The sequence below is a fragment of the Pedobacter sp. BAL39 genome (genome assembly GCF_000170795.1).
Taxonomy (GTDB): domain Bacteria; phylum Bacteroidota; class Bacteroidia; order Sphingobacteriales; family Sphingobacteriaceae; genus Pedobacter.
Genome location: NZ_ABCM01000008.1, coordinates 135959 through 162131 on the forward strand (window position 1 = coordinate 135959; position 26173 = coordinate 162131).

The window sequence follows — 26173 nt, forward strand, 5'->3', positions numbered from 1 at the left end:
TTGGAGTTACCTGTAGTGAATGATGAGCAAGTAGAGCTGCTGCTGGCGGATCTGCTGGAACAATACGGTTATGATTTTACCGGTTATTCCAGGGCTTCGCTGAAGAGGAGGATCATCAGGTTGTATTCACTGGATAAGGCATTGAGTTTTGCCGAATTCCGGTACCGTGTGAACAATGACCAGGATTATTTCAAACGGTTTGTGGAGCAGATCACGGTGAACGTGACGGAGATGTTCCGTGATCCGGTATTTTTTAAGACTCTGCGCGATACAGTGTTACCCAAGCTGGGCACGTATCCCTTTATCCGCATCTGGCTGGCGGGATGCTCCACAGGGGAGGAGGCTTATTCTATGTCGATCCTGCTGAAGGAGCTCAATTTGCTCCAGAAGTCGTTGATTTATGCCACGGACCTGAACCCCACCGTGCTGGAAAAGGCAGCACAAGGGATGTTCGGACTTGCGCAGATGAAACAGTATTCGGAAAACTACATTCTCTCGGGAGGTACAAACGACTTTTCCAGCTATTATACCGCCAGTTATTCACTGGCGAAGTTTGATGAGGAATTGAAAAGAAAAATTATTTTTTCTACACATAACCTTGTTTCAGATCATTCTTTTAACGAATTTCAATTGATCCTTTGCAGGAATGTGTTGATTTATTTTGACCGGGACCTGCAGAACAAGGTGCTCCAGTTGTTTGATGACAGTCTGGATGACTTGGGGTATATGGCCCTGGGCACGAAGGAGACGATAGATTTTTCACCCATAACGGGTAAATATAAACGATTGGCTAATCATAAAATCTGGCGAAAGGTAAGCTAATGGGAAAGTGTGACGCATTTGTGATCGGAGGTTCTGCAGGAAGCCTGGATGTGCTGTTGAAGGTACTTCCACTGGTACGTACTGACCTGAGCTTTCCCATCGTGATTGTCATACACCGGAAGCATGGCGCAGATTCACTCCTGCCCGACCTGCTGTCGGCACGTACTTCGCTGCGGGTGAAAGAGGTGGAGGAGAAGGAAACCATTTTGCCGGGAACGGTGTATGTGGCACCCTCAGACTACCACCTGCTGATTGAACTGGACCATACTTTCTCTCTCGATTATTCGGAGAAGATCAACTTCTCGCGGCCGGCGATAGATGCCACCTTTCAGACGGCGGCGGAGGTTTACGGGGCAGGGCTGGTATGTCTGCTGTTGTCGGGGTCTAATGCCGACGGTGTGGAAGGATTGAAGAGCGTTAAGCAGTGGGGTGGACTGGCAACAATCCAGGACCCGGAATCTGCGCAGGTGGCTTATATGCCGGAAGAAGCCCGGAAGCGGGTGAACATAGACCGGATTTTGCGTATTGAAGATATGCCGGAATTTATAAATTTGTTGTCATAGGGATTATTAACTAAAAATATAAATGGGAGAACCTAAAAAAGTCTTTGTCTTTGATGACAATACTGATATTCTTGAGCTGTGTACCATCATTCTGGAGGATGCAGGCTACGAGGTGAAAACATCATCTACCTCCAATCAGATTGTTGACCAGGTCATGGCTTACATGCCGGATGTGATCTTTATGGACAACTGGCTGCCAGATGTGGGTGGGATTGACGCCACACGCGAGTTGAAAGCGCATGATGAGCTGAAGCGCATCCCCGTCATTTATTTCACGGCAAATAACGACGTTAAATCGCTTGCAGCGCAGGCCGGAGCTGATGGGTACCTGTCGAAGCCTTTTGACATCCAGGAGCTGGAAAACATCATTCAGCGTCATTTATAAAAGGAAAGGCCATCAGTGATCGTTCACTGATGGCCTTTTTATAAGAAATCATCTGTTGTTATTTGACGCCAAGTACATCTACTCCCTGCTCAAAAACGATATCTACCGGAATTCCTTTTTCTGTAAGTCTGTTCAGGTCTGCTTGTAATTCAGCCGATATCACTGCTTTTTCTTTCTGTGTTTTTTCAACTGCGGCTTTGTCGCCATTGCCCTGAAGGGTGATGATGAGTTTGCTGAGGCCATTCATAGCAGTTTCGAACTTGGCGAAATCTACTTTGTAGGTGCCATTGGCATTCCTTACAAATGCGCCCTGCTCTTTAAAGAAGTTGAAACACTGCATATTCGCTTTTCCATGTGCACTGGCTGCCCCAAACCTTACGGAGCGCAGTATTCCTGCCATATAAGTGGTGTAGAATGACTTCAGGTCGCCTTCCAGCTCTCCTTTTTTGAGGAGTCCAGTCACCATGTACAGGCCAAGTACATCAGCTTTTCCCTCTTCCAGCCATGAATATTGTTCCTGTAGGGCTTCTTTCACGAACCCTTTGCCCGTAACGGTCTGTTTGATGCCCAGGCCGTGGGCCACCTCGTGGAACATGACGTTGGAGAAGAAGGAGTCGAAGTTGACGTATTGTAGCTGGTCCTTATCGATGAGCTCATTGGCAATCGGGATCAGGATCTTATCGAACTTCGCTTTCATGGCATTTTTAAGCTGTGAGCGGCGTGTTCCTTTTTTCTGCTGGATGATCTCATCATTCGGCAGGTTGACGGCGATGGTTTTTGACCCCGCATTGCAGTCGCCGGCATAGTAGATGACATCATAAGCATTGAGCTCAGAGTCTGTTCCCGGTTTTTCTTTCTTATACTTTGCATCCACAGGGAGGCCTTCCTGCAGCTGAGGCAACATGCTGACATATTTCGCCAGGCGTTTGCTCCATACCTTATCTTTTACCAGCACATAAGCCTCATAAGAAGCGCGGGCGTTGAAAAGTTTGTCTTCATAGTTTTCAATGGGGCCGATGATGATGTCGAGGTTGTTGGTTTTCATGTCCATCCAGGCATAGTCGCTGGCGGTGTAATTGTCAGACACCAGCGCATCCGCACGCAGGTTCAGGTAGTTTTTGAAGCCGGCATCCTCCGCCAGCAGTGCAGCCTGTTTCAGTAGGTTGGATGCTTTTTGCAGTTCTGAGGCGTAGAGGATGTGGTAAGGAACGGAAACCAGCTTTCCGGTGCTGTCGCGCTGGATAACAGAATACAGTCCCATTTTGTCCTTTACATCTGATTTTTCAAGTTCTTCCTTGGTCATTCCTGGAGGATAGAAGGATGCTGCATCAGGCTTGGCACCGATCCCTGCAATAAAAGGTTTATCACCATTGAGCCTGTCCCATGGGCCGTAGTTGATGGTCAGGAAACTCCTGGTTTTTTCATCTTTAATGGTGCTCAGGAGGCTGTCCCTTTTCGGGTATGCCTGTTTCCAGAACAGCTCGTCCATAATTTGCGCCGCCTGTATGAGTAGCGGTAGGATTTCACGTTCTTTGGGTGTGAGCTCATTCAGGTTGGTGGTCAGTTTGACCTTTTCATAGATGCCAATCCGGTCATTTACGTAGCGCTGGAGGCTGTCTGTTGCCGAATCTGTCTTGGTAGCTGTGGTAGATGTTCCATTCTGGTTGGTGCAGGCGGCCATTCCTGTCAGCATCACACAACCCGTGATGACAAGCTTTAACTTGCTTATGTTCTTCATATTGTATTTGTTTTTTTGTTTGTAATGCGGTGTGGTGCCAACATACAAACAACGGATTCATTCTTTTTGTTGATGGTCATTAAGATGGCGGCTAAATTAGTAAAAAATAGTAATTTCACGGCTTTATACATCTATTATGAAAAACGTGAAGAAATTTAGAGGGAAGGCTTTGCTGATGGGCACGGTATTGCTGTTGTCGGCCTGTTCTGCGGGCAGGTACGCGGCAACGGAAAAGATTTATAAAGAGAAGGCAAAGGGCTTTGCGACGGTGCTGTCGGCTACACCTCCGGAAGGGCAGCAGATCCCTACGCTGGACCAGGGGATCCAGTCCTGGATTGGCTCCGTGAACTTCGGTATCCGTAAGCCTAATTTTGTGATCATCCACCATACCGCACAAGACTCCCTTACACAGACGGTGAATACCTTTTTGAATGCTAAGGCAGAAGTTAGTGCCCACTATGTCATCGGCAGGGATGGGAAAGTGGTACAAATGGTCAATGATTACCTGCGTGCCAACCATGCCGGGGCCGCGAAGTGGGGTAACGATTCAGACCTGAATTCCTCCTCCATTGGCATTGAGCTGGACAACAACGGAAAGACAGATCCATTTACAGATGCGCAGCTGCGTAGTCTGGTGGGCGTGCTGGAGGTTTTAAAAAAGAAATATAACATCCCTACAGCGAATTTTATCGGACATGCCGACATTGCTCCGGGGCGTAAGGTCGATCCAATGAATTTTCCATGGAAGGTCCTGGCGAAAAAAGGCTTTGGTTTCTGGTATGACGATGTACTGCAGCTGCCTCCGGAAAACTTTGATACCACCTTGGCGTTGCGGATCATCGGTTACAATACCGCTAACCTGAAGTCTGCGATCTCCGCCTTCAAGCTTCATTTTGTACAAAATGACAACACGGCTGTGCTGACTGCAACCGATAAACTGATCCTGTTTAACCTCTACAAGAAATATATGTAGGTTTCATATTCCCTTACTAGGGGTGTATTCCTCAGGTCAAACAAAAAACGGGCGCAGGTTGATGAAACCCTGCGCCCGTTACGCTTCCTGCTCTTAATAAAGCTTATTTGTTTGTTTTAGCCCAGGCATCTTTCAATCCTACAGTACGGTTGAAGATGATTCTTTCCGGGGTCGAATCTTTATCTACACAATAGTATCCTTTTCTGATGAACTGGTACCTGGAGTTGATGTCTGCATTGGCCAGGAAAGGCTCTATGTAGGCATTTTTGATCAGCTCCATGCTGTTCGGGTTAAGGTAATCCTTAAAATCACCTTCTTCAGCATCAGGGGATTCTACGCTGAACAGGCGGTCATAAACCCTGATCTCTGCACTTTTAGCATGTTTTGTGCTCACCCAATGGATGGTTCCCTTCACATTGATGCCACTCGTATCTTCTCCACTTTTGGATTCAGGGATATAGGTACAGTGCACTTCAGTGATGTTGCCATCGGCATCCTTGCGGAAGTCTTCACATTTAACGATGTAGGCATGTTTCAGTCTGACCGTCGCACCCGGTGCGAGGCGGAACCATTTTTTTGCCGGTTCTTCCATGAAGTCCTCACGTTCGATCCAAAGCTCGTTGCTGAAAGGGATCTCCCTGCTGCCACCTTTATCTTCTGCCTCAGGATTGTTCTCTCCGATAAGGGTTTCTTCCTGACCTTCAGGGTAGTTGGTGATGACCAGTTTGATGGGATCCATGACTGCCATGACCCTGTTGGCTGTTTTGTTGAGGTGCTCGCGCACGCAGAACTCCAGCAGGCTGAGCTCAATGATGTTTTCTCTTTTGGCGATGCCGATCCTTTCACAAAATTCGCGGATGCTTTCCGGGGTATACCCACGTCTCCTCAATCCACTTATGGTAGGCATCCGGGGGTCATCCCATCCGCTGACCACACCTTCGTTTACCAGTTGGAGCAGCTTACGCTTGCTCATTACGGTATAGGAAAGGTTGAGGCGGGCAAATTCATATTGTTTTGATGGAAAGATTTCCAGGTGTTCAATGAACCAGTCGTACAGCTCACGGTGTGATACATACTCCAGCGTACATATCGAATGGGTAATGGTCTCGATGCTGTCGCTCTGACCATGCGCGAAGTCGTACATCGGATAGATGCACCATTTGTTGCCGGTCCTGTGGTGTTCTGCGTGTTTAATGCGGTAGATGATCGGGTCGCGCATCAGCATGTTGGTGCTGGCCATATCGATTTTAGCCCTCAAAGTGCAGAAGCCATCGGCGAACTCGCCGGCTTTCATGCGGCTGAAAAGATCCAGATTTTCGGCAATGCTGCGTCCTCTGTCGGCACTATCCGTTCCAGGCTCTGTAGGTGTGCCTTTCAGGGCGGCAATATCTTCGGCAGTACTGTGGTCTACATAAGCAAGTCCCTTCTCAATCAGCTTTACAGCAAAATCGTAAAGGGTATCAAAGTAGTCGGAAGTATAGAGTTCGTTTTTCCATTCAAAGCCCAGCCAACGGATATCTTCCTGCTGACTGTCTACATATTCGGTTTTCTCTGTCACCGGGTTGGTGTCATCAAATCTCAGGTTGGTATAACCACCATATTTTTTTGTCAGTCCGAAGTTAAGGCAGATGGCCTTTGCATGTCCAATGTGGAGGTACCCATTTGGCTCCGGAGGAAAACGGGTAATTAACGTATCGTATTTTCCGCTATTTAAATCGTTCTCAATGATCTCTTCTATAAAGTTCAATGATCTTTCTTCACTCATAAAAACTGTAAATTAATATTCAAAGTTAACATAAAACGGCTAATTTACTTACTTTTACCTTACACTATTCATATAAATTGTGTGCAGAACATGCCACATACCGACATCCAAAAGCCTCCGCAGGGAGTGTGTGTTGTTTGTCTGCTTCAGGGCACAATAAAGGTAATTATCGATGGTTATATAAAGACCGGAAGAAGAAACATAAAATTTTTAAGAGATGGTATATCAGCATATTTTATCAGAATTAAGGGCGGAGGTGCTTTATGTCACCATCAACAGGGAACGTAAATTAAACGCGCTGAACAAAGAGACGCTGTCGGAACTCGCACATGTCATTGCCTATGCGGAAAGTACTGCAGCGGTAAAGGCGGTGCTGCTCACAGGCGCAGGAGAGAAGGCTTTTGTGGCGGGCGCTGATATCACCGAATTTGCTGCTTTTTCAGCTGCTGAGGGTGAAGCGCTGGCGCGGGAAGGTCAGCATAATGTATTTGATGCGATTGAACGCTGCCCTAAACCGGTGGTTGCCGCCATTAACGGATTTGCACTGGGTGGTGGACTGGAGCTGGCCATGGCCTGTCACATCAGGCTGGCTGCGGATCATGCGCGGCTTGGGCTGCCAGAAGTTTCCCTGGGCCTGATCCCAGGGTATGGGGGCACGCAACGGCTGACGCAGCTGGTCGGAAAAGGGCATGCGATGGAGCTGATCACTACTGCGGAGATGATTTCTGCCGAACGTGCGGCGGAGATTGGCCTGGTAAATCATGTAGTTCCAATAGGGGAACTCCAAAGTAAGGCGGGGGAGCTGATCGAAAAAATAAAGCTGCGCTCACCCTCGGCAATATCGTACGCGATTAAAGCCATAAATGCCGCAGTCAGTCATGAGGAGAATGGATTTGAAACGGAAATCTCCGCTTTCGGAGCATGTTTCGGTACCGTTGATTTTAAGGAAGGCACAACTGCTTTCCTGGAAAAGAGAAAACCGAATTTCAGCGGTCAATAGTCCCATCTTGAAGATCTGTCCGCCTGTCAGTTTCGCCGACAGGCTTTTTTATGCCCGATGTGAATGAAAAGATCGTTAATCTAGCAAAAAGTGTAGAAAAAATTTCCCATGATAAAAATTGTATTTATATTTATCTAATTAAACGGGCAGCCCACAATTCATTTTTATATGAGAAACATATTGATTGTTGATGATGAGATAAACATTGGTTTATTGCTATCTAAATTCCTGACCAGGAATTCTTTTAGTGTATCAACAGCCACGAGTGGTAGTTCAGCGATGGAACATCTGGCAAAGGAACATTATGATTTGGTGTTATGTGATTACCGTCTGGAAGATACAGACGGTAGGGAGATGTTGGTAAAAATCAAGGCGAGTTACCCTCGTACGGGTGTCATCATTATTACAGGATATTCCGATATCAAGCTGGCAGTGGAGCTGATCAAACTTGGTGCCTATGATTACATCACCAAGCCGCTGTATCCGGATGAAATCTTAAATACAATCAACAAAGCAATAGATACGCAGGCTGCATTGAGCACCGGACAGGAGACTGCGATAGTGGAAGAGCCTAAGACGAAGCCGAGTAAAGAGATTTATGGGGAGGCGGATGATTTTGTAGCAGGGCAGAGTCCTGCGTCAAAAGAACTGTACAAGCAGATCCAGCTGGTAGCGCCAACCTCCTACAGTGTGATCCTTACCGGTGAAAGCGGTACAGGGAAGGAGTCTGTGGCGATGGCCATCCACCTGAACAGTCCACGGAAAAACCAGCCCTTTGTGGCGATGGACTGTGGTTCACTGACGAAGGAACTTGCAGGTAGTGAATTCTTTGGCCATGAGAAAGGATCTTTTACAGGTGCCTTATATACTAAGATCGGTCATTTTGAGATGGCCAATGGAGGTACCTTGTTTCTGGATGAAGTAGGGAACCTTTCCTACGAGATCCAGGCGGCGCTGCTCCGTACGGTGCAGGAACGTAAAATTAAAAGAATCGGCAGCACGAAGGAGATCGACCTGGATGTGCGCATCATCGTGGCCACCAATGAAAATCTGGGACATGCCATTCAAAAGGGGCGTTTCCGCGAAGATCTGTACCACCGTTTCAACGAATTTTCAATCAACCTGCCGCCGCTGAGTCAGCGCGGACGTGACATCATGGTGTTTGCTGCAAACTTCCTGGAGGTTGCCAATCATGAGCTTAACAGAAATGTGCAGGGCTTCTCTGCGGAAGTGGAAGAATGTTTTCTGACCTACAACTGGCCTGGAAATGTGCGTGAGCTGAAAAATGTGGTACGCCGCGCCACATTGTTGACAGAGAGTCAGGAAATCCAGCTGAAAGCACTCCCACTGGAAATATCTACCTACGCAAAGGCTTCTGCCATGGAACACTCGATCTCAAGGGTAGAAAAACCAAGAGACCTCAAAAATGCAGCATTGGAAGCTGAATATGAGGCCATCCTGAAAGTGCTCAGAGAAGTTAATTTCAATAAAACAAAGGCTGCGAAGATCCTGAATATTGACCGCAAGACCTTGTACAATAAGATGAGGGCAATTAACCTGGAATCCTAAGTGATGTCTCTTTTTACCTACAAACAGCGGAATACCATCAACCTGGTGATCATTATTGCTCTGGGTTGTTTAATTGCCTATTCGCTGCAGGGTATATTTGGTTCTATTCTCAGTACGCTTGTTATGTTCACCATCCTCCGTCCGGCATTTATGTACCTGGTGGAGGAGAAGAAAATGAACAAACGTGTGGCGGCGGTCTTGCTGTTGGTCGTATCGGTGGTGGTGATCATTCTGCCTTTTTATGCACTAAGCACCATGGTAATCGAAAAGATTGCCGACCTGCAGAAGGACCAGATTTATTTTAAAAACCTGCTGTTTAAGCTCAAACACCTCATTCCTGTGGGTGGCGACTTTCAAAACCTGATTGAGGATGGTATGAAAAAAGCAGGTAACTGGGTTACGGAGCTCTTCCCCTCCTTAATCTCGGGCGCTTTTAATACCGTGCTGGGGCTGCTCCTCATGTACTTTCTTTTATATTTTATGCTGGTGGAACGCGAGCGTTTTGAGTCCTCGCTGCTCAAGTACGCGCCCTTCAGAGAGCAGAATGCACAGCGTTTTGCATTGGAGATGAGGAATACGACTTATGCGAATGTCCTCGGACAGGGGTTTATTGCCATGGTGCAGGGCTCGCTGGTGAGTCTTGCTTTTTATGTACTCGATTATCCCGACCCTTTGTTTTGGGGGGTGATCACCACATTCATCTCCTTTGTGCCTGTGCTGGGGCCTCCGATTGTGTTTGTTCCCGCGGCAATTATACAAATGCTCAACGGCAATAATGTTGCTGCCTGGGCCATGTTGATTTTCGGTTTTGTGGTGATCATTAACATAGACAATGTGTTGCGTTTCATGATTGCAAAGAAAGTTGGCAACATCCATCCCATTATTACCGTAATTGGCGTAGTTATTGGTATACCATTATTTGGAATATTGGGCCTTGTATTTGGTCCCCTGCTGCTGTCATATTTCATTCTTTTGGTGAAAATCTATGAAACCAGTGCCATGGCGACGGAAAGATTGGAAAGAATTAAAACAATTTCCGAACACGAGGGGTTATAATTTTATATTCCAGCGTAGTGAATGTTAAACAAAAAATTTAAATGTCATGAATGATAATTCAAAAGTACTAGTTGGGCTATTGGCCGGTTTAGCTGCAGGAGCGGCTTTAGGTTTATTGTTTGCGCCGGATAAAGGCAGTGATACCAGGGATAAGTTGAGCCAGTCGCTGAAAGACCTTGGTGATTCTATCAAAGACAGGGCTGCAGATGAAATCAACAATCTGGCGAACCTTAAAGATAAGGTTGTGAGTTCAGTAAAGAGCAAGCTTCGTGATGCAGAGGAAGAATTTGCAGACGACGTTGAGCACGCTTAATTCACGGTAAACAAGCCAAAATCTAAAATAATGCAGGAAAATAAAGAAAAAGATTTCGAAGACTTACTGGAAGATACCAAGAGTTATATCAATACCCGGATAGAATATACCCGGTTGTATATGGTAGAGCGTGCCTCCAAAGTTTTTGCCGATCTGGTGACCAATGCGGCGGTGGCGATATGTTTTATCCTGGCCTTTCTGTTTGGAACCTTTACTTTAGCCCTGTTCTTATCAGATGTTTTAGGCAGTTATACCAGGGGATTTGGTTGCGTGGCACTCATCTATGTCGCATTGGCATTGATTGTTTATTTTACCAAGGATAAATATATTGAAAAAGCCATCGTAAACTTTTCTATCCGTAATTATTTTAATAAGCTGGCCGACAAGGAGGAGGAAGATGAGCAGAAAGTATAACATCCGTAACCTGGATGACCTTCATGCAGAAGTTTCCAAGCTAAAAGCGGAGTACCGGCTTAAAGAAGAGGTGTTGATTGATGATTCAAAAAAATACGTCCGTCAGTTTACGCCGGGGAACCTGATTAAACGGTTTGCGACACCCTCTGCGTTTTTAAAGGCGGATGACAAGTATAACATCAGCAGTACCGTGTTGTCATGGGCACTTCCAATATTTATGAACAGAACCCTTTTTAAGGGCTCAGGGATCTTAACTAAGACATTGGTTGGGCTTGCCTCCGGAAAGGTTGGAAAGTCGCTTGATGCGGAGCATATATCCGGCATTTTTAATGCGGTAAAATCAATATTTACCGGCTCGGGAAAAAAGAAAACCGTCGATGCGAGGGATATTGATTACGGTATTCCTCCTGATAGTGAAACTTATTAAATGAACATAAAAAAAGGAAGCCTGAGTATATGGCTTCCTTTTTTTATGGATTGATATCAGCTGCTTATATGGTAGATTTAATCTTCAGCTCATTTAACTGTTTATCATCAATGGCAGAAGGGCTGTCAATCATGACATCTCTTCCGGAATTGTTTTTAGGAAATGCGATTACATCGCGGATGCTATCCAGTCCGGCGAAGATGGAGCAGAGCCTGTCAAAGCCGAAGGCGATACCACCATGTGGAGGAGCACCAAATTCAAACGCATCCATAAGGAACCCGAATTGTTTCTGTGCTTCTTCAGGAGAGAATCCAAGGTGCTTGAACATCAGCGCCTGCAGCGTTCTGTCGTGGATCCTGATGGATCCACCACCAATTTCAGTTCCATTGACCACCATATCATAAGCATTTGCCCTTACTGCTCCCGGAGCGGTATCCAGGAGTGAGATGTCTTCCGGTTTTGGAGAAGTAAAAGGGTGGTGCATGGCGTGATAACGTTCCGTCTCCTCATCCCATTCCAGGAGCGGGAAGTCCAGCACCCAGAGGGCACTGTATGTATTTTTGTCGCGCAGACCAAGGCGTGTACCCATTTCCAGACGCAATTCGCTCAGTTGCTTGCGCACCTTGTCCTGTGTTCCTGCCATGATCAATACCAGGTCTCCCGGTTTGGTGTTCATGGCATCAGACCATTTTTTTAATTCTTCTTCATTGTAAAACTTATCTACGGAAGATTTCAACGATCCATCTTCATTGTGTCTCATGTAGATCAAGCCCGTGGCGCCAATCTGAGGACGTTTAATGAAATCTGTCAGCTCATCTACTTGCTTGCGGGTATAAGCCGCACAGCCGGCAGCATTAATGCCGATCACGAGTTCCGCATTGTCAAATACAGGGAAATCTTTTCCTTTAACCATGTCATTCAGTTCTACAAAACGCATGTCAAAGCGGGTGTCCGGTTTATCGGAGCCATAAAATCGCATTGCGTCCGCGTATTGCATTCTAGGGACCTCAGGAAGGTCTATGCCTTTGATTTCTTTAAACAAGGTACGGATCAACCCTTCGAAAGTATTGAGGATGTCTTCCTGCTCAATGAAAGACATTTCGCAGTCGATCTGTGTAAATTCCGGCTGTCTGTCGGCACGTAAATCCTCATCCCTGAAGCATTTGACAATCTGGAAATAGCGGTCGAAGCCAGAGACCATCAGCAACTGCTTAAAGGTTTGCGGAGATTGGGGAAGTGCATAAAACTGGCCTTCGTTCATGCGGCTTGGCACGACAAAGTCGCGGGCCCCTTCAGGAGTAGACTTGATGAGCACCGGAGTTTCCACTTCGATAAAGTCAAGTTTGTCAAGGTAACGGCGTACCGATTGTGCCATTCTATGGCGCAACACCATATTGTTGCGCAACGGATTGCGGCGTAAGTCAAGGTAACGGTATTTCATGCGCAGGTCATCACCACCATCTGTATCATCTTCGATCATGAAAGGTGGCAGTTTTGCTGCATTGAGCACTTCCAGGGCAGTGATTTTGATTTCCACTTCACCGGTAGGCATTTTTAAGTTTTTATTGGATCGTTCTACTACCGTTCCGCTGGCTTTGATGACAAATTCACGGCCCAGATTGCGGGCAGCCTCACAAAGATCGCGGTTGTCATCCATATTGAATACCAGCTGCGTGATGCCATATCTGTCGCGGATGTCAATAAAAGTCATTCCGCCCAGGTCTCTTGATTTCTGTACCCAGCCACATAAGACCACGTTTTCGCCTAAATTCTCAATGGTTAAAGCTCCGCAAGTAGTTGTTCTTAACATTATTAATCAGTATTAGGTCGCAAAAATATTGATTTTGACCCACATATTTCAGGTCGCATTGAATTTAGCGTAGTATATTGAAAATATTTTTGTTTATCGTGCAACGTTTCAAAAAAGCGGGTGTCCTATAGACGAATTAGAAAGCAATTGGAAACGGCATATATAGACAAACACGTAACACTCGTGAACGAGTGCCGGCAGGGAAGCCGGAAGGCACAATTTGAAATTTACAAGTTGTATGCCAGGGCTATGTACAATGTTGCGCTGAGGATTGTGAACTATGAAGAGGAGGCGGAGGACGTGCTGCAGGAATCCTTTCTGGATGCCTTTACACGGCTGGACAGCTTCAGGGGAGAAACAACTTTTGGCCTGTGGCTGAAGCAGATTGTGATCAACAAGTCCATCAATTACCTGCGCAAGCGGAAGGTGGAGTTTGTGAGCATCGAGGCGGTGGATTTGGCAGAGGAGCCCTCTGCGGATGTGGAAGACCTGGCGCTGCGGGTGGAAGAGGTGAAAGCTGGCATAGCGCAGCTTCCCGATAAATATAGGGTGGTGCTGAGTTTGTACCTTTTTGATGGATATGACCACGAAGAGATCGCGCACATTCTGAAGATTTCAGAAAGCACATCAAGGACGCAGTACATGCGTGCAAAAATGAAATTAAATGGATTATTAGCAAAGATAGGAGCAAAAGATGAATAACAAGGGGTTAGAGGAGTACATCAGGGAGCATAGGAAAGAGTTTGATGTCAATTTGCCATCAGACCAGCTTTGGGGTAAGATTAGTGATGCGCTGGATGGGCAGACGGTAAAAAAGCGTTCGGGGGTGCCGTTGTGGTTAGGTATAGCTGCATCCTTGATCGTGGTGATGGGGCTTATTTTTACATATACCTATCGTAACAGAGGAAATGAGGAGCTGCAGATTGCTGACATTAACCCAATATATGCAAAGAAGGAACTGAAGTTTGCGAGCCTCATTGAGGAAAAGAAAGACAGCCTGGAGGTCTTTGCGAAGAAAAATCCGGAATTGTATGCGCAGTTCAGTGCCGATCTGACTAAATTGGGTAACAGTTACGAAGCGTTAAAAAAAGAGTTACAAAACAGTCCTAATCAGAAGGTTGTGGTTAAAGCGATGGTCAAAAATCTTGAGTTGCAGCTGCAGGTGATCAGCCAGCAGTTGTCGATCATCACTGAGGTAGACGAATATAAAAAGGAGAATCAGATATGAAAAAGTTGATGTTGGGAATGATAGGAGTGAGTTTTCTGATCCAGGCGACAATGGCACAGGAGGCCCCGGAGATGCCTGCTGCACAGGAGCAGATGGCGGTTACATTCCCTTTGCCTTTGCCTAAAATTGAAGTAGCGATTCGCCCCGTACGGGTAAAGATAAATGTGGTGAGTACGACTACAACAACTACTAGCGACAATGTCGGGCAGCAACATGATGCAGATGATCCCATGCGGTCCAGAACCATTACTAAGTCTTTTTCCCTGGACCAGTCGGATAAGGTGCTGCTCAGCAATAAATATGGCGAGGTGCAGGTGAAAACCTGGGATAAAAAAGAGGCCCGGGTAGATGTGACCATTAAGGCCTGGGCAAAAAGTGAAAATGATGCCCAACAGATGCTGGAAGACGTGAGCATTACAGCTGCCAAAGAGGGCGATGAGGTCACCTTCCGTACCAATGTAGGAGGAGGAAATTATAGCAGGGGTAAGAATGGCAGCAAGTCCTGGCGAAGGGAAGTAAGGATTGATTATGTCCTTTTTCTACCTGCAAGTGCAGCGCTCAGCCTGAGTAACCAGTATGGAAATGTGGTTATGGGAAATTTCTCAGGCCCGCTGTATGTAAAGGCACAATATGGAAATTTCAATGCCGGTCGACTGATGAACAACAACAACTATGTGTCCGTGCAATACGGCAAGGCTGACATCCAGGAGTTGAACAAGGCCGTAGTGAAACAGCAGTATGGCTCCGGGCTTGCCATTGCTGTTGTTGGTACGCTTGACCTGAATGCGCAGTATGCAGGAGTAAACATTGGCTCCATTAAAGGAGATGCGGTGATCCGCCAGCAGTATGGTTCCGGGCTGACCATAGGCTCTGTCGATAATCTGGATCTGGATGCGCAGTATACGAATGTGAATATCGGCACAGTAAGTGGCAATGCTGCGATAAAGCAGCAATACAATAACATTACCATCGCTAACGTAGGAAAACTAAACCTCAATGGTCAATATACCACTGTAAAAGTCGGAACCCTTAAAGGAGACGCCAACTTCAGGATGGATTACAATAGACTGTCTGTTGACCAGATTACGAGCGCTTGCCGTGCACTGGCAGTAAAGGCCAATTACGTAGGTGTCAGTCTTGGTTTTGCAGATAATTATCATGGCGACTTCAGCGTGAGGACCAATTACGGCAGTTTTAAGTATGGGGATGCTGTAGCGGCAAAGTCAGACCGGGACCCGGACGACAAGAGTTACTCCTCCACCAGGAATTATACGGGGACCATCGGTCGTGGCGGCTCAGGTAAGGTTAGTTTGAGTACCGACTATGGTAGCGTATTGTTTAAGTAAGTTGCTCGCGGACAGCGTAAAACATAAAGTAGGGAAAGCTTGTTGATACAGTCAACAAGCTTTTTTTATATCTTAGCACATCATTTATAACTATCAGATGGAATTTTTAAGCAGTCCTGAAGCGTGGATATCGCTGGTTACCCTGACCGTACTGGAAATTGTACTGGGCATCGATAACATCGTGTTCATTTCTATCCTTGCGGGTAAACTGCCGCAGGAACAGCAGAAGAAAGCACGGCAGACCGGACTTGGCCTGGCGATGATCACCAGGATACTGCTGTTGCTGTCCCTTAGCTGGGTGATGAAGCTGACAGCACCCTTGTTCAACATCGGCGACCTGATAGGTGTTACCCATGCCGACTGGCTGGAAAGCTCGCCATTTCGGGCAGGGACCTGATCTTGATTATCGGCGGACTGTTCCTGATTTATAAAAGCACACACGAGATTCACAATAAACTAGAAGGAGAGGAAGAAGGTGGCATAAAAGGCAAAGTGCACTCCTTTGTCGGCATTATTGTCCAGATTCTGATCCTGGATATCGTCTTCTCCCTGGACTCTGTCATTACCGCTGTAGGGATGGCCGATCATATTGAGATTATGATTGCTGCAGTGGTCATCGCTGTGGTCATCATGTTGATCTCCGCCGGTACCATCAGCAACTTTGTGAATAACCATCCGACAGTAAAGATGCTCGCCCTGTCATTTCTGCTATTAATTGGTGTCTCCCTGCTTGCCGAGGGCCTGGATCAGCACATCCCTAAAGGATATATCTATTTTGCCATGGCCTTCTCGGTACTGGTGGAAGTCCTTAACCTGAAGATGAAAGGTAAATCCCGGAAACCGGTAACGCTAAGAGACACCCCACACGAAAATAAGTAACCCTGCATGATTTCTTTTTTTGAGGCCTCATTGGCCGAATTATCTATACACCGAATCGGGAACAAATCCCAGGAGGAGTTTTACGTATTGTCTGACCAGTCCATTGTCATCAAGGACCTGATGCTGAGCAGCCTGCTGCAACAGTATTTTCTTGGCCCTTATGCCAAAGTAAATGAGGTTTACCGCTTTTTTCATCCCAACAGCGACCTGAACCTGAATGAGGTCTATCATTTTGCTGCCAAAATATTTGAGGATGGCCAGACTTTTCATGAAAACAGCATGGAGCTGGCGAAATACCTTTATGATGTATCAGGACATCCAAAGATCAAACCAGGGGAGCTGTATGTTGCCTATTTCGAGAACGTACAGATTGAGGGAGAATTGCATGATGCAATCGGCATCTTTAAATCAGAGACCAAAGAATCCTTTCTGAAGGTTTATCCTGAGGATGGTGGTTTTGGCCTCGGATATGAGCAGGATGCCATCAACATCAATAAGCTGGATAAAGGATGTCTGATCTTTAATACAGATCAGGAAGAAGGCTATCGTGTTGCGGTAATCGATCAGACCAACAGGAGTGCAGAAGCGGTATACTGGAAAGATGAGTTCCTCAAACTGAAGATCAGAAACGACAACTTCAACCAGACGAGCAGTGTACTTGGCGTGTATAAAAACTTCGTCACGGAAAAGCTGGACCAGGAGTTTGAAATTTCAAAGGCAGACAAAATTGACCTGCTCAACAAGTCGATGAAATATTTCAAGGAAAAAGAGAGCTTTGACATCGACGAATTCTCCAATGAGGTCATTGGTAATGCAGAAGGTATAGAGTCCTTTAAAAACTATAAAAAGAGCTTTGAGGAAGAGTTTGATAGTCCCATTGCTGACACTTTCGACATCTCCGGCGCAGCGGTAAAAAAACAGGCCCGGGTTTATAAGAGTGTGTTAAAGCTGGACAAGAACTTCCACATCTATATTCATGGCGACAAAGAGCTGATTGAAAAGGGTTTTGATGACGACAAATCTATGAACTATTATAAGGTTTACTTTCGCGAAGAGGAATAGTTACAGTACATACTCCTCGTTGATCGGTTTTACCGGATCGGGAATGTCTGTTTCGCCAAGCATCTGCAAAAGGTTGATTTCAATGGTCCTGGTGATCTGGTTGAGCGGGATGGCGGCAGAGTTGTTCTCAAAAGGATTGATGAGGCTCATGCCGTTTACCTGGGTAGACACAAATACAAAACCCACAAGCCAGCCGATAAAAATAGACCAGTAGTCTACATAAGAACTGATGACCAGGGTGATGGAGACGACAAAGAGCCAGATGAACACCTTGGTCAGATAGGTATATGTTGTTGGGAATACGGTGTTTTTAATCCTTTCTGACATCCCCATCTGGTCGGTAAAGCCCACCAGCAATGCGTTCAGTTCAATGAACCTGAAGCTGTCAATCAGACCAGTCTTGGAGATGAGCTGCAGGTCCCGCGACTGTATATTGAGTATGGCATTCTGCTTATTGCTGTGGTCTTCGATTTCCTGGCGGTCGGCAACGCTCAGGTACTTGCTGTACACATTGTCGTCAAAGCTGCGTAATGCGCCTTTCAGGCAATAGAGAAAGGCGATGTGCCTCTTGATCATCCTCACCACAACCTTCTGCGTATCCGGGCTATCATCTGTATAATTGATCAGGCTTCGTGCCCAGGAGCGGGAGTCGTTGACCAGTGATCCCCAGATCTTACGTGCTTCCCACCACCGGTCATAAGCCTGGTTGTTGTTGAAACCAATGAAAAAGGCAATGGCGGTTCCAAGGACAGAGGGGATGATGGAAGGGATATCGAGGTGGTGGGCAATCAGAAAGGTACGTGCAAAATAGGTGACGGTACAGGAGGCGATCATGATGAGGTCTACCTTCCAGGTATTGATGAGGATCCTGCTGAGTCGGATGTTCTGGGCAATGAGCATAAGGTTGTGTGGATTTTGAATTTAATCTACAAACAAATTCCTGATATTGTTTGCAATTAGTGCTTTTAATCCACCACTACAGGTTGTACGCTTTTTTTCTTTGGCTAATCTCCTCGTCTGCTGCAATTTATTGCCAATAAATTGTACTTTAGTCATCAAGCCAAATATCAACCTTCCGTATGAATCAGGAATTACAAAAGAACAGCATTTTCAAAGTGATTGGGGCCTCTTCTCTGGGCACCCTGATCGAGTGGTACGACTTCTATATTTTCGGCAGCCTGGCCACGATTATCGGCGCAAAGCTTTTTCCTTCTGATGCGGGGGCCTCGGCACTCATCAATACCCTGGCTATTTTTGCCGCGGGATTTATTGTCCGCCCTTTCGGGGCGCTGGTCTTTGGCCGCCTCGGTGACCTCATCGGAAGAAAATATACCTTTCTGCTGACGCTGGTGCTGATGGGTGGATCCACCTTTCTGATTGGCCTCATTCCTTCTTATTCCAGCATTGGTTATGCCGCACCGATCCTGGTGCTGATCCTGCGCCTGGTACAGGGACTGGCCCTTGGTGGAGAATATGGAGGTGCAGCAACTTATGTTGCCGAGCATGCTCCGGTCAACCGCCGCGGCTTTTTTACCAGCTGGATCCAGACCACAGCTACCGGAGGCCTGTTTTTGTCGCTGGGCGTCATTGTGCTGACCAAAAATATAATTGGGGCAGCTGAATTTGCCGACTGGGGCTGGCGCATCCCCTTCCTGTTGTCGATTCTGCTGGTTGGCGTTTCTATTTATATCCGGATGAAGATGCACGAGTCGCCGATGTTCAGCAAGCTGAAGACGGAAGGAAAAGTTTCCAAAAATCCTTTGAAGGAAAGCTTCAGCAATAAAACAAACTTTAAGATGGTGTTACTGGCCTTGTTTGGGGCAACCATGGGACAGGGCGTCATCTGGTATACGGGGCAGTTCTATGCACAGTCGTTCCTGGAGAATACCTGTAAGCTGGACTTCAACGACTCCCGCTACATCCTCCTTTGGGGCATTGCCTTTGCGACACCTTTTTTTGTGATCTTCGGAGCCTGGAGTGATAAAATAGGACGCAAGTGGATCATGCTCACAGGTATGCTCCTCGGCATCATCTTTTACCGCCCGATCTATCAGGTATTTCTGGATGATACCGACTTCAGCAGGGTGCAGCCCAATGAAATTATGGAAGCCTCGGTACCTATCCTGACAAGTACTGTCATAAAAGGAACCAGCGATACGCTGCAGGAGCGCCGCACGAACGTCAGTCTGCTGAACGGTGCCACTTTCGGGAAGATAGAAAGCCGCATCAGTTACGCCGACCGCTCGAGGGCGGCAGCACCACAAGCCGACAAGTATTTAGATAAAAAGCTGACACCGGCGGTGTTCTGGAAATTTGTATTCCTGATTTTCTTCCAGATCCTGCTGGTGACAATGGTATACGGTCCTATTGCCGCCTTCCTTGTAGAGCTGTTCCCTACAAAGATCAGGTACACCTCCATGTCCCTTCCTTATCATGTCGGGAATGGTGTTTTCGGAGGTCTGGTGCCCTTTATTGCAACACTCGTTGCCAGTTTCCCCGGATCGACCCCATTGTCGGGCCTCTGGTATCCTATTGGCGTCGCCGCGCTGAGCTTTGTGATAGGTGCCATTTACCTGAAGGACCACAAGCGCAAATCCATTGAAGAACTTAAAACATCAGAAATATGAAAGGACTAAAACGAATACTTGGATTGTGCTGGGTCCTGCTGGGCCCACTGTCCATGATTTTTATGTTTATCCAGGCTTACGAGAAGGTGGGGCTCGCCGCCGAGGGGGTAGAAAAGACAAATACAGCCCTGCAGTGGGGAATCATATTGTGTATATTTATTCCGATCAGTGCAGGGCTGGTGATCTTCGGCCGGTATGCGATGGCTGGCGAATATGATGAATTGCCCGACAACGCAGAGTAAGAATTGGAGTACGCGAAGGGATTAAAGTACGCGAATCAGCAGGCCTTTGAGGTATTCACCTTCCGGAAAGGAAATCCTTACCGGGTGGTCTTCAGGCTGACTGAACTGCCTGATGATCTGCACTTCTTTCCCCGCGTCCAGGGCGGCCCATGCGATGATCTGCTTGAAGGTCTCCATGTCTACCGCACCCGAGCAGGAATAGGTGGCCATAATGCCGCCCGGTTCCAGAAGCAGCATACCCAGCCTGTTGAGGTCTTTATAAGCCCTTGCGGCACGGTCGAGTGCAGACCTTGACGGGGCATATTTTGGCGGATCAAGCACGATGACATCAAACTTGCGCCCCTCTTCTTTAAAAACACGCAGTTGTTTGTTCACATCCGATTGAATGCTCTGCTGCAGGCTGGCATCAAAGCCATTTAGCTGCAGGTTGTGCTGCAGGGTCTCTATCGCCAGCGGGGAGCTGTCAACACTCGTGACCTCCGCCGCGCCTTGCTTCAGGCTGTTGAGGGAGAAACCGCCGCTGTAGCAAAAGCAATCAAGCACCTTTTTACCTTTTGTATATTCAGAAAGGATCAGTCGGTTGTCGCGCTGATCGCAGTAGAAACCTGATTTCTGTCCTTCGGCGATGTTGATGTGGTATCGGATGCCATTTTCCATCACCTCGATAAACTCTGGAGGATGCTCACCCCACAAAAGCCCCTGTGTCGCTTCCAGCTGCTCGTGTGTACGTGCAGTGGCATCGCTCTTGTCAAAGATCCCTTTTGGGTTCAGTGCTTTACGGAGGATGTCGATCAGTATTGGTTTAACGTGCTCCATGCCGGCACTCAGGATCTGCAACGACAAAAAGTCCGCATATTTGTCGACAATCAGCCCCGGGAGGAAGTCTGCCTCACTAAATACAAGCCTGCAGGTGTTGGTATCTGCATTCAGCAGGTGTGCCCTGGAGGAGATGGCATTGTTCAGCTTCTGCTCATACCATTGCGCATCGATGGTGATGGCTTCATCCCATTCCAGTAGCCGCAATGCCACGCGGGAAGTGGCATGGTAATACCCGTAGGCAAGAAACTCGCCGCTGGCAGAACTGAGCCTCACGACCTCACCATTTTCCGGTTTTCCTTTAACTTTATCAATTGCGCCGGAAAAGATCCAGGGGTGGCGTAGCGTTGCCGCTTTTTCTTTGCCCTTTTTTAGTATTACATCAACCATTCTGCAAAGGTATAAAAATTGTAATTTTGTCAGATGGAAGAAATTAGCTGGAATGATTTTGAAAAAGTAGAACTCCGAGCGGGTACCATTCTGGAGGTTTTTGATTTTCCTGAGGCCCGTAAGCCGGCCTATAAGGTTAGGGTGGACTTTGGCGAGTTTGGAATCCGGATGAGCAGTGCCCAGATCACTAAACATTATACCCGGGAGGAACTGGTGGGGCGCCAGATCGTTGGCGTCATCAACTTTCCCAAGAAGCAGATCGGCAAGTTCATGTCTGAGTTTCTTGTTACTGGATTTGCAGATGAAAATGGAGATATTGTATTGACAGCCCTGGCTGGAAATGTGCCCAATGGCAGTAAATTAATCTGATGAGCTACTATAATTTTGAAGAACAGCCTAATCCGGCTGCGGAAGATGAGCATTACATGCGCCTGGCGCTGGAGGAAGCAAACAAAGCATATGTCGCGGAGGAGGTACCTATTGGTGCCATTGTGGTGTGTAAAGGCCGGATTGTAGGCCGTGGATATAACCTCACCGAGCAGCTCAACGATGTGACAGCACATGCGGAAATGCAGGCCTTCACGGCAGCAGCACAGACGCTGGGGGGCAAATACCTGAAGGATTGCACGATCTACGTCACCGTGGAGCCCTGTGTGATGTGTGCCGGAGCGAGCTACTGGATGCAGGTCGGGCGACTGGTATACGGGGCAACGGAGCCTAAACGCGGGTTTACCTCCCGGGGAGCTAAGCTGCTGCATCCTAAAACGATACTGAAAGCTGGAGTGCTGGCTGAAGAATGCGGTGCACTGATGACGCGTTTTTTTGCGAATAAAAGAGGGTAACTTGACAAACAGTTGAACAAAAGTTAATGTTCGAATGTTATATTTGTCTTGAAAACAAGTTTAAACTTAAATATTTTAATATGGCTTTTGAATTACCTGCGTTACCTTACGCAACAGATGCACTAGAACCGCATATCGATAAACTGACTATGGAAATTCACCATGGCAAACACCACCAGGCTTACGTTACCAACTTAAATAAAGCTTTAGAGGGTAAACCTGAAGCGACTCAAAGCATCGAAGATATCGTTAAAAACATCTCTAAGTTTCCTGCAGCAGTAAGAAACAATGGTGGTGGTCACTTTAACCACTCTCTGTTCTGGGAAGTGCTGGCGCCAAACAAAGGCGGCGAGCCTAAAGGTGAGCTTGCTGAAGCCATCAATGCTGCTTTTGGATCTTTCGCAGATTTCAAAACTAAATTTGCTGATGCTGGTGCGACCCGTTTTGGATCAGGCTGGGCTTGGTTAATCGTTACTGCAGATCATAAACTGGCGGTAACTTCTACACCTAACCAGGACAATCCTTTGATGGACATCGCTGAAGTAAAAGGTACACCGATCCTGGGTATGGACGTATGGGAACATGCTTACTACCTGAAATATCAAAATAAACGCCCGGACTATATTGCTGCTTTCTGGAATGTAGTGAACTGGGATGCTGTGGCTGAACGCTTCAAAAAAGCTTAAGACAAGCGTTAAATAAAAATAAAGGCCCCGCAGTGATCTACGGGGCCTTTATTTTTAGATGCCTACTACATCTTTCTTTTTCTTTTGCTTCATCGTTTTCGGGATGACGGAAAGGATCTCTTCCCTGAGTGCATTCAGCATTCTCTTTTTGATGAAGTTTTTATGTGTCACCAGGCTGATCTCGCGTACGGGTTCCGGCGACTTAAAGTAACGGACTTTACTCAGCTGTTTAGCGCTGAGTTCTGCCAGGGCAAGCTCCGGCAGCAGGGTTGCCCCATTGTTCACGTCTACCATACGGATCAGCGTTTCCACACTGCCCGTATTGTAGGTGAGTCCCTGAAGTCTGCTATCTTTTGTCGACCTGCAGATGTTGAGCACCTGCGAGCGCATACAGTGTCCTTCATTGAGGAGCCAGATGTTCTCATCATCAAGGTCATCGGGATCAATGGCTTTTTTCTTATACAACTTGCTGTTTTTGCTGATGTAGGTGACAAAGTTTTCGTAGTATAGGGGGCTCTCCGATATGGAGTTATCCGCCAGGGGGGTAGCCAAAATCCCACAATCCAGTACGCCTGTTTTCAGGTGATGGATGATGTCTTCCGTAGTATATTCCCAAATCAGGAGCTTCAGATCGGGGAACCTCTCCATCATGCCGGAGATCACTCTTGGCAGGAGGTAAGGGGCCACGGTAGGAATGATACCCACCTTCAGCTCACCCACTACATCCTGCTGCTGGCTGCTGATGATTTCCTTGATCTTATGGCTTTCCTGAAGGATGACACGTGCCTGCTCAATGAGCTGTGCGCCGATTTCTGTAGGGACCACCGGCTGTTTACTGCGGTCGAAGATTTTGACATTCAGCATCTCTTCCAGCTTTTGCACCTGCATGCTGAGTGTAGGCTGTGTCACAAAACATTTCTCTGCAGCACCTACAAAACTTCTGTAGGTGTCTACAGCGACGATATATTCAAGTTGTACTAGGGTCATAGTTAAAATTTATCTGCTTAAAGCAAATATATCAATTTTAACTATGAGCGCTCAGGGAATTTACTTTATTTAAGAAATCCTGGTAGGCAAGTCCGATACCTTCTTCCAGTTGTACCTGATGTTTCCACCCCAGGGCATGTAATTTGGAGACGTCCATGAGTTTGCGCGGCGTGCCGTCGGGTTTGCTGCTGTCAAATGTCAGTTCACCTTCAAAACCGACCACTTTTTTGATGAGCAGTGCAAGCTCTTTGATGGTCAGGTCTTCGCCGGTGCCGATGTTCAGGAAGCCTGGTTCATCGTAATGCTGCATCAGGAAGTAACAGGCTTCAGCAAGGTCATCCGCGAAAAGAAATTCACGCATAGGTGTGCCTGAACCCCATATGTTGACCTCCGTGGCATTACTTTCCTTTGCTTCGTGAAACTTGCGGATCAATGCCGGCAGCACGTGGGAGTTCTGAGGGTGGTAGTTGTCGTTGTAACCATACAGGTTGGTCGGCATTACAGAAATGAAGTTACAGCCATACTGGGCACGGTAAGCATCACACATCTTAATACCGGCAATCTTGGCAATGGCATAAGGTTCATTGGTCTCCTCCAGTAGGCCGGTCAGCAGGGCTTCCTCTTTGAGCGGTTGCGGGGCCAGCTTCGGGTAGATGCAGCTGGAACCCAGAAACATGAGTTTCTTCACGCCAGTTTTATAAGCCTGGTGGATGACATTATTCTGAATAGACAGGTTTTCGTAGAGAAAATCTGCCCGGTAGGTATTGTTGGCAACGATACCGCCTACTTTTGCGGCAGCAAGGAACACATAGTCCGGCTGCTCCGCCTCGAAGAAGTCGGCCACGTTCTGCTGGTTGCGCAGGTCAAGCTCTGCGGAGCTGCGGGTGATGATGTTGTCAAATCCAGCTGAAACCAGCTTTCTGTAGATGGCAGAACCCACCATGCCGCGGTGGCCTGCAACGTATATTTTTGCGCTTTTTTCCAATGTGATCAGTACTTGATGTGTTACAAAAATACGAAATATCCCGCAGCATGTCTAGAAATATCCTGCAGCATGTTTAAGAGAAGATTTAATTGTAATTTTGCGTCAAAATATTTTAATAGTGGGCAAAGATAAATTACGAAAATTTGCGGAAATAGATACTTTTCCAAATGTATATCAGCTGGAAGCAGGTAAGGCACTGAAGGGCCAATGGGGAGCGGTACATTTCAAGAATGACCATCCGATTGTATTGGAGCTGGCCTGCGGCAAGGGCGAATATTCGGTCAACATGGCTAAATTTTTTCCGGAAAAAAACTTCATCGGCATCGACCTGAAGGGCAACCGGATCTGGCGCGGTGCCAGGACTGGTGTAGACGAGCACATCGATAACCTCGCCTTTCTGAGGATTCAGATTGAGGACATTGTGGAGTATTTTGACACAGATGAGGTGGATGAAATCTGGATTACATTTCCGGATCCACAGCCGCAGGATAGCCGTGAGAAGAAAAGGCTGACTTACCCTGCGTTTTTAAACAAGTACAAAACCTTTCTTAAGCCGGGCGGCATGATCAACCTGAAAACGGACAATGATGGTCTATATGCTTATACCGTCGATACCGTGGCTGCAGAAGGCCTGGTTTGTCATAAGAAAACGGATCATTTGTATACCTCTGAGCTGTATGACGAGGTGCTGAAGATCAAAACCCACTATGAGCGGATCTATCTAAAGGAAAACAAAAACATCAATTACATACAGTTTTCATTTGACTAACGTTTAGTCGGCAAAAGGATGCTCAGTTTCGCTGTTGAACTGGCTGCTGAGGAATACTACTGGTTGGAGTACGCTGAGCTGGCGGGGGCGCTGAACTGCCTGGAATGTTTAATTGGTGCATCACCGTCTGAATAAAATAAAGATATGGAACAATCATTTTACGATCAGGTTTTTGAGTTGGTAAGGCTGATTCCTAAAGGCCGTGTAAGCTCCTATGGTGCAATCGCCAGGAGCCTTGGTGCCGGTGGTTCGGCACGGATGGTCGGTTATGCGATGAGCAATGCCGGGCTCGCACATCCTAAAGTGCCGGCACATCGCGTAGTGAACAGCAGCGGGCTGCTGACCGGCAGGTTTCATTTCAGTGATCCCAATGACATGGAACGGCTGCTGGCTGAGGAGGGGGTCCGGGTGAAGAATGATAAGGTGGTCGACTTTAAAAAACTAATGTGGGATCCTTTACAGGAGTTATAAATCAATAT

The 26173-nt window shown here is 47.0% G+C and carries 30 protein-coding genes; 23 read left to right on the plus strand and 7 right to left on the minus strand.

Annotation, left to right across the window (positions count from 1 at the left end):
- From PBAL39_RS12280 to PBAL39_RS12290, 3 genes are read left to right on the plus strand one after another with little or no spacing between them, the layout of a single operon-like run.
- A complete protein-coding gene (locus PBAL39_RS12280; RefSeq protein ID WP_008241852.1) occupies positions 1–822 on the plus strand; it encodes a protein-glutamate O-methyltransferase CheR in 822 nt (273 codons plus the stop codon).
- Entirely contained in the window at positions 822–1385 is a 564-nt protein-coding gene (locus PBAL39_RS12285; RefSeq protein WP_008241855.1) for a chemotaxis protein CheB, read from the plus strand. Before PBAL39_RS12280 ends, PBAL39_RS12285 begins: the two co-directional genes overlap by 1 nt.
- Positions 1386–1407: 22 nt before the next feature.
- Complete coding sequence (locus PBAL39_RS12290) at positions 1408–1770, plus strand: response regulator (RefSeq protein ID WP_008241856.1); 363 nt, start codon at positions 1408–1410, stop codon at positions 1768–1770.
- A gap of 58 nt (positions 1771–1828) precedes the next feature.
- Here the strand turns inward: PBAL39_RS12290 and PBAL39_RS12295 are convergent, their stop codons facing one another.
- A complete protein-coding gene (locus PBAL39_RS12295; RefSeq protein WP_050784342.1) occupies positions 1829–3508 on the minus strand; it encodes a Zn-dependent hydrolase in 1680 nt (559 codons plus the stop codon).
- A gap of 136 nt (positions 3509–3644) precedes the next feature.
- Between PBAL39_RS12295 and PBAL39_RS12300 the strand changes: the two genes are divergently transcribed.
- Positions 3645–4481 carry an N-acetylmuramoyl-L-alanine amidase gene (locus PBAL39_RS12300; protein WP_008241859.1) on the plus strand — a complete coding sequence of 279 codons (837 nt, stop codon included), beginning with the start codon at positions 3645–3647 and terminating at the stop codon, positions 4479–4481.
- A 103-nt stretch (positions 4482–4584) separates the two neighbouring features.
- On the opposite strand, the gene PBAL39_RS12305 is transcribed toward PBAL39_RS12300, so the two are convergent.
- Positions 4585–6246 (minus strand): glutamine--tRNA ligase/YqeY domain fusion protein, encoded by a 1662-nt coding sequence (locus PBAL39_RS12305; protein WP_008241861.1) that lies wholly within the window; start codon positions 6244–6246, stop codon positions 4585–4587.
- A gap of 217 nt (positions 6247–6463) precedes the next feature.
- On the opposite strand from PBAL39_RS12305, the gene PBAL39_RS12310 reads away from it, so the two are divergent.
- The 6 genes from PBAL39_RS12310 (at position 6464) to PBAL39_RS12335 (ending at position 11025) form a co-directional block, all read left to right on the plus strand.
- Positions 6464–7246 (plus strand): enoyl-CoA hydratase/isomerase family protein, encoded by a 783-nt coding sequence (locus PBAL39_RS12310; RefSeq protein ID WP_008241862.1) that lies wholly within the window; start codon positions 6464–6466, stop codon positions 7244–7246.
- Between the two features lie 168 nt (positions 7247–7414).
- Positions 7415–8815 (plus strand): sigma-54 dependent transcriptional regulator, encoded by a 1401-nt coding sequence (locus PBAL39_RS12315; protein ID WP_008241864.1) that lies wholly within the window; start codon positions 7415–7417, stop codon positions 8813–8815.
- 3 nt (positions 8816–8818) lie between these two features.
- A complete protein-coding gene (locus PBAL39_RS12320) occupies positions 8819–9871 on the plus strand; it encodes an AI-2E family transporter (protein WP_008241866.1) in 1053 nt (350 codons plus the stop codon).
- 46 nt (positions 9872–9917) lie between these two features.
- Positions 9918–10184 (plus strand): YtxH domain-containing protein, encoded by a 267-nt coding sequence (locus PBAL39_RS12325; RefSeq protein ID WP_008241868.1) that lies wholly within the window; start codon positions 9918–9920, stop codon positions 10182–10184.
- Positions 10185–10214: 30 nt separating this feature from the next.
- Entirely contained in the window at positions 10215–10598 is a 384-nt protein-coding gene (locus PBAL39_RS12330; protein WP_008241869.1) for a phage holin family protein, read from the plus strand.
- Positions 10582–11025 (plus strand): hypothetical protein, encoded by a 444-nt coding sequence (locus PBAL39_RS12335; RefSeq protein WP_008241870.1) that lies wholly within the window; start codon positions 10582–10584, stop codon positions 11023–11025. The genes PBAL39_RS12330 and PBAL39_RS12335 overlap by 17 nt, the downstream gene beginning before the upstream one ends.
- 64 nt (positions 11026–11089) lie before the next feature.
- Here the strand turns inward: PBAL39_RS12335 and aspS are convergent, their stop codons facing one another.
- Positions 11090–12835, minus strand: a complete 1746-nt coding sequence (gene aspS / locus PBAL39_RS12340; RefSeq protein WP_008241872.1) for an aspartate--tRNA ligase — start codon at positions 12833–12835, stop codon at positions 11090–11092.
- Positions 12836–12982: 147 nt separating this feature from the next.
- On the opposite strand from aspS, the gene PBAL39_RS12345 reads away from it, so the two are divergent.
- The 6 genes from PBAL39_RS12345 (at position 12983) to PBAL39_RS12365 (ending at position 17350) form a co-directional block, all read left to right on the plus strand.
- Positions 12983–13537, plus strand: a complete 555-nt coding sequence (locus PBAL39_RS12345) for an RNA polymerase sigma factor (RefSeq protein ID WP_039866509.1) — start codon at positions 12983–12985, stop codon at positions 13535–13537.
- A complete protein-coding gene (locus tag PBAL39_RS12350; RefSeq protein WP_008241880.1) occupies positions 13530–14063 on the plus strand; it encodes a hypothetical protein in 534 nt (177 codons plus the stop codon). The genes PBAL39_RS12345 and PBAL39_RS12350 overlap by 8 nt, the downstream gene beginning before the upstream one ends.
- Entirely contained in the window at positions 14060–15409 is a 1350-nt protein-coding gene (locus PBAL39_RS12355) for a hypothetical protein (protein ID WP_008241881.1), read from the plus strand. The genes PBAL39_RS12350 and PBAL39_RS12355 overlap by 4 nt, the downstream gene beginning before the upstream one ends.
- 97 nt (positions 15410–15506) lie before the next feature.
- Positions 15507–15806 (plus strand): TerC family protein, encoded by a 300-nt coding sequence (locus tag PBAL39_RS25815; RefSeq protein ID WP_008241884.1) that lies wholly within the window; start codon positions 15507–15509, stop codon positions 15804–15806.
- 2 nt (positions 15807–15808) lie between these two features.
- A complete protein-coding gene (locus PBAL39_RS25820) occupies positions 15809–16288 on the plus strand; it encodes a TerC family protein (protein ID WP_008241887.1) in 480 nt (159 codons plus the stop codon).
- Between the two features lie 6 nt (positions 16289–16294).
- Positions 16295–17350, plus strand: a complete 1056-nt coding sequence (locus tag PBAL39_RS12365; protein WP_008241889.1) for a nucleoid-associated protein — start codon at positions 16295–16297, stop codon at positions 17348–17350.
- Here the strand turns inward: PBAL39_RS12365 and PBAL39_RS12370 are convergent, their stop codons facing one another.
- Positions 17351–18250 (minus strand): bestrophin family protein, encoded by a 900-nt coding sequence (locus tag PBAL39_RS12370; RefSeq protein ID WP_008241891.1) that lies wholly within the window; start codon positions 18248–18250, stop codon positions 17351–17353.
- 179 nt (positions 18251–18429) lie between these two features.
- Here PBAL39_RS12370 and PBAL39_RS12375 point away from each other — a divergent pair, with 179 nt between their 5' ends.
- Both PBAL39_RS12375 and PBAL39_RS12380 read left to right on the plus strand, forming a co-directional pair.
- A complete protein-coding gene (locus PBAL39_RS12375) occupies positions 18430–19977 on the plus strand; it encodes an MFS transporter (RefSeq protein ID WP_008241894.1) in 1548 nt (515 codons plus the stop codon).
- Positions 19974–20219, plus strand: a complete 246-nt coding sequence (locus tag PBAL39_RS12380; protein ID WP_008241896.1) for a DUF6814 family protein — start codon at positions 19974–19976, stop codon at positions 20217–20219. The genes PBAL39_RS12375 and PBAL39_RS12380 overlap by 4 nt, the downstream gene beginning before the upstream one ends.
- Before the next feature lie 21 nt (positions 20220–20240).
- Here PBAL39_RS12380 and PBAL39_RS12385 read toward each other — a convergent pair whose 3' ends face one another.
- Complete coding sequence (locus PBAL39_RS12385; protein ID WP_008241898.1) at positions 20241–21425, minus strand: class I SAM-dependent rRNA methyltransferase; 1185 nt, start codon at positions 21423–21425, stop codon at positions 20241–20243.
- Positions 21426–21458: 33 nt separating this feature from the next.
- On the opposite strand from PBAL39_RS12385, the gene PBAL39_RS12390 reads away from it, so the two are divergent.
- The 3 genes from PBAL39_RS12390 (at position 21459) to PBAL39_RS12400 (ending at position 22953) form a co-directional block, all read left to right on the plus strand.
- Complete coding sequence (locus PBAL39_RS12390) at positions 21459–21794, plus strand: tRNA-binding protein (RefSeq protein ID WP_008241900.1); 336 nt, start codon at positions 21459–21461, stop codon at positions 21792–21794.
- A complete protein-coding gene (locus PBAL39_RS12395; RefSeq protein ID WP_008241903.1) occupies positions 21794–22267 on the plus strand; it encodes a nucleoside deaminase in 474 nt (157 codons plus the stop codon). The genes PBAL39_RS12390 and PBAL39_RS12395 overlap by 1 nt, the downstream gene beginning before the upstream one ends.
- Positions 22268–22347: 80 nt before the next feature.
- The gene (locus PBAL39_RS12400; protein ID WP_039866510.1) at positions 22348–22953 is read left to right on the plus strand and encodes a superoxide dismutase; all 606 of its coding nucleotides are present in this window, start codon (positions 22348–22350) and stop codon (positions 22951–22953) included.
- Positions 22954–23007: 54 nt separating this feature from the next.
- Here PBAL39_RS12400 and PBAL39_RS12405 read toward each other — a convergent pair whose 3' ends face one another.
- Complete coding sequence (locus PBAL39_RS12405; protein ID WP_008241907.1) at positions 23008–23940, minus strand: hydrogen peroxide-inducible genes activator; 933 nt, start codon at positions 23938–23940, stop codon at positions 23008–23010.
- A 37-nt stretch (positions 23941–23977) separates the two neighbouring features.
- A complete protein-coding gene (locus PBAL39_RS12410) occupies positions 23978–24925 on the minus strand; it encodes a GDP-L-fucose synthase (RefSeq protein ID WP_008241909.1) in 948 nt (315 codons plus the stop codon).
- Positions 24926–25043: 118 nt separating this feature from the next.
- Here PBAL39_RS12410 and trmB point away from each other — a divergent pair, with 118 nt between their 5' ends.
- Positions 25044–25694 carry a tRNA (guanosine(46)-N7)-methyltransferase TrmB gene (gene trmB, locus PBAL39_RS12415; RefSeq protein WP_008241912.1) on the plus strand — a complete coding sequence of 217 codons (651 nt, stop codon included), beginning with the start codon at positions 25044–25046 and terminating at the stop codon, positions 25692–25694.
- Positions 25695–25838: 144 nt separating this feature from the next.
- Entirely contained in the window at positions 25839–26165 is a 327-nt protein-coding gene (locus PBAL39_RS12420) for an MGMT family protein (RefSeq protein WP_008241916.1), read from the plus strand.
- Positions 26166–26173: the final 8 nt, after the last annotated feature.

Excerpts from the sequence above, each read along its gene's own strand:
- PBAL39_RS12285 (WP_008241855.1), top strand. The coding sequence starts at position 822 with ATGGGAAAGTGTGACGCATTTGTGATCGGAGGTTCTGCAGGAAGCCTG.
- PBAL39_RS12290 (WP_008241856.1), top strand. The coding sequence starts at position 1,408 with ATGGGAGAACCTAAAAAAGTCTTTGTCTTTGATGACAATACTGATATT.
- PBAL39_RS12295 (WP_050784342.1), bottom strand. The coding sequence starts at position 3,508 with ATGAAGAACATAAGCAAGTTAAAGCTTGTCATCACGGGTTGTGTGATG.
- PBAL39_RS12300 (WP_008241859.1), top strand. The coding sequence starts at position 3,645 with ATGAAAAACGTGAAGAAATTTAGAGGGAAGGCTTTGCTGATGGGCACG.
- PBAL39_RS12305 (WP_008241861.1), bottom strand. The coding sequence starts at position 6,246 with ATGAGTGAAGAAAGATCATTGAACTTTATAGAAGAGATCATTGAGAAC.
- PBAL39_RS12310 (WP_008241862.1), top strand. The coding sequence starts at position 6,464 with ATGGTATATCAGCATATTTTATCAGAATTAAGGGCGGAGGTGCTTTAT.
- PBAL39_RS12315 (WP_008241864.1), top strand. The coding sequence starts at position 7,415 with ATGAGAAACATATTGATTGTTGATGATGAGATAAACATTGGTTTATTG.
- PBAL39_RS12320 (WP_008241866.1), top strand. The coding sequence starts at position 8,819 with ATGTCTCTTTTTACCTACAAACAGCGGAATACCATCAACCTGGTGATC.
- PBAL39_RS12325 (WP_008241868.1), top strand. The coding sequence starts at position 9,918 with ATGAATGATAATTCAAAAGTACTAGTTGGGCTATTGGCCGGTTTAGCT.
- PBAL39_RS12330 (WP_008241869.1), top strand. The coding sequence starts at position 10,215 with ATGCAGGAAAATAAAGAAAAAGATTTCGAAGACTTACTGGAAGATACC.
- PBAL39_RS12335 (WP_008241870.1), top strand. The coding sequence starts at position 10,582 with ATGAGCAGAAAGTATAACATCCGTAACCTGGATGACCTTCATGCAGAA.
- aspS (WP_008241872.1), bottom strand. The coding sequence starts at position 12,835 with ATGTTAAGAACAACTACTTGCGGAGCTTTAACCATTGAGAATTTAGGC.
- PBAL39_RS12350 (WP_008241880.1), top strand. The coding sequence starts at position 13,530 with ATGAATAACAAGGGGTTAGAGGAGTACATCAGGGAGCATAGGAAAGAG.
- PBAL39_RS12355 (WP_008241881.1), top strand. The coding sequence starts at position 14,060 with ATGAAAAAGTTGATGTTGGGAATGATAGGAGTGAGTTTTCTGATCCAG.
- PBAL39_RS25815 (WP_008241884.1), top strand. The coding sequence starts at position 15,507 with ATGGAATTTTTAAGCAGTCCTGAAGCGTGGATATCGCTGGTTACCCTG.
- PBAL39_RS12365 (WP_008241889.1), top strand. The coding sequence starts at position 16,295 with ATGATTTCTTTTTTTGAGGCCTCATTGGCCGAATTATCTATACACCGA.
- PBAL39_RS12370 (WP_008241891.1), bottom strand. The coding sequence starts at position 18,250 with ATGCTCATTGCCCAGAACATCCGACTCAGCAGGATCCTCATCAATACC.
- PBAL39_RS12375 (WP_008241894.1), top strand. The coding sequence starts at position 18,430 with ATGAATCAGGAATTACAAAAGAACAGCATTTTCAAAGTGATTGGGGCC.
- PBAL39_RS12380 (WP_008241896.1), top strand. The coding sequence starts at position 19,974 with ATGAAAGGACTAAAACGAATACTTGGATTGTGCTGGGTCCTGCTGGGC.
- PBAL39_RS12385 (WP_008241898.1), bottom strand. The coding sequence starts at position 21,425 with ATGGTTGATGTAATACTAAAAAAGGGCAAAGAAAAAGCGGCAACGCTA.
- PBAL39_RS12390 (WP_008241900.1), top strand. The coding sequence starts at position 21,459 with ATGGAAGAAATTAGCTGGAATGATTTTGAAAAAGTAGAACTCCGAGCG.
- PBAL39_RS12395 (WP_008241903.1), top strand. The coding sequence starts at position 21,794 with ATGAGCTACTATAATTTTGAAGAACAGCCTAATCCGGCTGCGGAAGAT.
- PBAL39_RS12400 (WP_039866510.1), top strand. The coding sequence starts at position 22,348 with ATGGCTTTTGAATTACCTGCGTTACCTTACGCAACAGATGCACTAGAA.
- PBAL39_RS12405 (WP_008241907.1), bottom strand. The coding sequence starts at position 23,940 with ATGACCCTAGTACAACTTGAATATATCGTCGCTGTAGACACCTACAGA.
- PBAL39_RS12420 (WP_008241916.1), top strand. The coding sequence starts at position 25,839 with ATGGAACAATCATTTTACGATCAGGTTTTTGAGTTGGTAAGGCTGATT.